The 3,556-nt window shown below is 72.7% G+C and carries 4 protein-coding genes; 3 read left to right on the top strand and 1 reads right to left on the bottom strand.

The genetic code is table 11. From position 1 onward, the window contains the following. The 3 genes from P1P70_RS42120 to P1P70_RS42110 form a co-directional block, all read left to right on the top strand. The coding region (locus tag P1P70_RS42120) for a cytochrome P450 (RefSeq protein ID WP_319247409.1) at nucleotides 1-1,172 on the top strand (1,172 nt) is incomplete at its 5' end. 193 nt (nucleotides 1,173-1,365) lie between these two features. Then, entirely contained in the window at nucleotides 1,366-1,875 is a 510-nt protein-coding gene (locus P1P70_RS42115; protein WP_319247407.1) for an O-acetyl-ADP-ribose deacetylase, read from the top strand. Between the two features lie 234 nt (nucleotides 1,876-2,109). Continuing rightward, nucleotides 2,110-2,964: a hypothetical protein gene (locus tag P1P70_RS42110; protein WP_319247405.1), complete on the top strand. Its 855-nt coding sequence runs from the start codon at nucleotides 2,110-2,112 to the stop codon at nucleotides 2,962-2,964. 129 nt (nucleotides 2,965-3,093) lie between these two features. On the opposite strand, the gene P1P70_RS42105 is transcribed toward P1P70_RS42110, so the two are convergent. Continuing rightward, nucleotides 3,094-3,462 (bottom strand): ArsR/SmtB family transcription factor, encoded by a 369-nt coding sequence (locus tag P1P70_RS42105; RefSeq protein ID WP_033529834.1) that lies wholly within the window; start codon nucleotides 3,460-3,462, stop codon nucleotides 3,094-3,096. Nucleotides 3,463-3,556 lie beyond the last annotated feature (94 nt).

Here is a 3,556-nt window from a genome sequence, read left to right as displayed (position 1 = left end):
CTCCGCTCCCCACCCTCCGCCCGCTGCTCGACCCGTCGCCGGAGTACGCCAAGTGGCGTACCGAGGAGCCGATCCGCCGGGTGACGATCTGGGGCGACAACAGCCCCTGGCTGATCACCCGGCACGAGGACGCCCGCGCGGTCCTCGCCGACCCCCGCTTCAGCGCCGACGCGACCCGCGACGGCTTCCCCGGCTTCCGCCCGCAGTCGCCGCCCCGCGCGCCGGGCCAGTTCTTCATGATGGACCCGCCCGACCACACCCGCCTGCGCCGCGTCCTGATCCCCGACTTCACCTTCCGCCGCGTCGAACAGCTGAGGCCGGCGATCGCCCGGATCTGCGGCGAGCTGCTCGACGCGATGACCGCGGACGGCGCCACGACAGCCGACCTGGTCGGGGCGTACGCCCTTCCCCTGCCCTCGCTCGCCATCTGCGAGCTGCTCGGTGTGCCGTACGAGGACCACGACTTCTTCCAGCGGCAGGCCAACGCGTTCAGCAGCCTCTCGTCGGGGCCGGAAGAGATGATGGCCGCCCGCAAGGCCCTCCACACGTACCTGGGCGAGCTGCTCGCCCGACGCGGCCGGGAGCCCGCCGACGATCTCCTCTCACGTCTCGCCCGGGACCGGGTGGCGACCGGCGAGGTCAGCGCGCCCGAGGCCGTCGGCATCGCCTCGCTGCTGCTGGTGGCAGGCCACGAGACGACCGCGAACATGTTCCCGCTCGCGGTTGTGGCCCTGCTGCGCCACCCCGCACAACTGGCGGCCCTGCGCGCGGACCCCGGCCTGTGGCCCGGTGCCGTCGAGGAACTCCTGCGCCATCTGACCGTCGCGCACTCGGGACTGCGCCGGGTGGCCACCGAGGACGTGGAGGTGGCCGGTGTCCGCATCCGCGCGGGCGAGGGTGTGGTCGTGGCGCTCCAGGCCGCCAACCGCGACCCGTCCGCCTTCACCGACCCCGACACGCTGGACGTCCGCCGCGAAGCCTCCGGGCACCTGGCCTTCGGCCACGGACTGCACCAGTGCATCGGCCAATCCCTGGCCCGCGCGGAACTCCAGGTCGGCCTGCCCGCCCTCTTCGACCGCCTGCCGGGCCTGCGCCTGACCGCACCGCCGGAGGACTTCGCGCTGACGATGACCACGGTCCACGGGGTCCGGTCGCTGCCGGTCGGCTGGTAGGCCGTCACGACAGGCCGTCACGACAGGCCGTCACGACAGGCCGTCACGACAGGCCGTCACGACAGGCCGTCACGACGGGCCGTTCCGCCCGCCACGAGCGTGTTCCGCCGCTCACGACGGGCCGTTCCGCCCGTCACGGAGGGGGCCGGAAAAGGGAGGTCCGCCCGTCCCGTCGGCTGGTATAGAGGCGGGCATGACCACCATCACCCTCGTCCGGGGCGACATCACCCAGCAGTCCGTCGACGCCATCGTCAACGCCGCGAACTCCTCCCTCCTCGGCGGGGGAGGAGTGGACGGCGCCATCCACCGGCGCGGCGGTCCCGCGATCCTGGCGGACTGCCGCAGACTGCGCACCTCGCACTACGGCAAGGGCCTCCCCACCGGCCAGGCCGTCGCCACCACGGCGGGCGACCTGGACGCGCGCTGGGTCATCCACACCGTCGGACCCGTCCACAGCCAGAGCCTCGACCGCTCCGCCCTCCTCGCCTCCTGCTACCGCGAGTCCCTCCGGGTCGCCGACGAGTTGGGGGCTCGGACCGTCGCCTTCCCGGCCGTCTCCGCCGGCGTCTACGGCTGGCCCATGGCGGACGCCGCCCGCATCGCCGTGGAGACCGTCCGTGCCACCGAGACCTCCGTCGAGGAGGTCAGGTTCGTCCTCTTCGACGACGAGGCGTACCAGGCGTTCGCCGAACAGACGGGCTGACACCGGCGCCGAGCGGCACGCCGCCCGGCGTGTCGCTCTCCCGCACTCTGACGGAGGAACGGCGAGAGCGAGTTCGAACGGCGTCGTACGGAGCCGTTCTTCGCGGGAAACCCGCTGGTCAGCATCGTCCATATGAGGGGTCGGCGGGCCTGACCGGGGCGCTGTGCTCGGTTGCGGTGCTCCGTGGTGCCTCCCACCGTGAGCGCAAGGACAGCTCCTGCGAAAGGAACGTGCATGCGCGCCCTCGTCTCCCGTGCTCTTCTCCTGTCACCTCTGGTCTGCGGGGCACTGGTCTTCGGGCCGGTCGGCACCGCCACCGCGGCCGTCGACGCGGGCCGAACCGCCTCGGACCGTGCCGCGCCCCGGTCCGCGGCGGTGCCCGAACCCGATCTGGACGCCTTCTTCGACGCGTTGGAGAAGGAGATCGACGCGCTGGTGGCGAACGAGGAGGCGGAGGCGGACGCCATCGTCGACAAGGAGATCGCCGACGTGGAGGCGCTCCTCGACAAGCTCGACAGCGATCTGGACGCGCTGCTGGCGGACCTCGACGCCGAGACGGACGCGGCCGCGGAGGCGGCGACCGGCACGGCCACGGAGACCGACGCCGTCGGCACCGACGTCGACGAACTGCTGGGGCAGCTGGACCTGCTCGACCGCATGGACCAGAACGACGTGCTCGCCCCGCTACTGGGCGAGATGACCACGATCGCCAAGCTGGACGCCGACCAGTTGGACACCGCCGAGGCCGCCCGGCACGTCGCGGCCCTCAGGACCGCCCACGCCACCGTGCAGCAGCGGCTGCAGAAGATCGAGGCGGCCGCCCCGGCCGGCTCCGACCGTGCCGCCGTGGCCGCCGACCCGGTCGCGGACCTGCTGGCCGCGCTCCAGGCCGCGGTCGACGCGCTCCTCAAGGCGCTGACCTCGCTCGACCTGGGCGCGGTCCTGGGTGCCGTGACCGGTCTGCTCGCCCCGGTCCTCGGTGTCGTCACCGGCCTCCTGCAGCCGGTGCTCGGCCTGGTCACCGGCCTCCTCGGGGGGCTGCTGGGCGGCCTGCCCGCCACGACGCTCCCGGCGCTCCCCACGGCGTGACGCCCGCCCGGACACCCGCCTCCCGCATACGGAACCCGCCCCGGCCACCGGTCGGGGCGGGTGCCATATGCCGCCAGGTGTTCCGTGGAGCAGGTGGCCGTACGGGGTCTTACGTGGTCTTACGGTGTCTCAGTCCCCGTCCGGCGCGTCGCTGAGCCCCAGCCGCAGGTGCTCGACGTGGTAGACGGCCTGGTCCAGCAGCTCGGCGACATGGTGGTCGTGCAGCGCGTACACCACCGAACGGCCCCGGCGCTCGCCCACGACCAGGCCGAGGTTGCGCAGCAGGCGCAGCTGGTGGGAGCAGGCGGACTGTTCCATCCCCACCTCGGCGGCCAACTCCGTGGCCGGGAGCGGCCCTTCGCGCAGCCGGGCCAGGATCAGCAGGCGGGACGGGGTGGAGAGGGCCTGGAGGGTGGTGGCCACCTTGGCGACGTTGGCCGCGTCCAGACGCACACGAGGGGCGGCGTCCTGCGCTGAGGTGACGGCTCCATGACCCATGGCGAGTATCTTACTCATCGCACATAAAGGCATGAATGAGTCTTCATGTATTCCTGTATGGTGTGCCGCGTGTCTGCCACCCTCACCCCCACCC

Origin of the sequence: Streptomyces sp. MB09-02B, from assembly GCF_033794485.1 — a bacterium.
Classification (GTDB): Bacteria; Actinomycetota; Actinomycetes; order Streptomycetales; family Streptomycetaceae; genus Streptomyces.
This window is presented reverse-complemented; position numbering and strand designations above follow the sequence as displayed.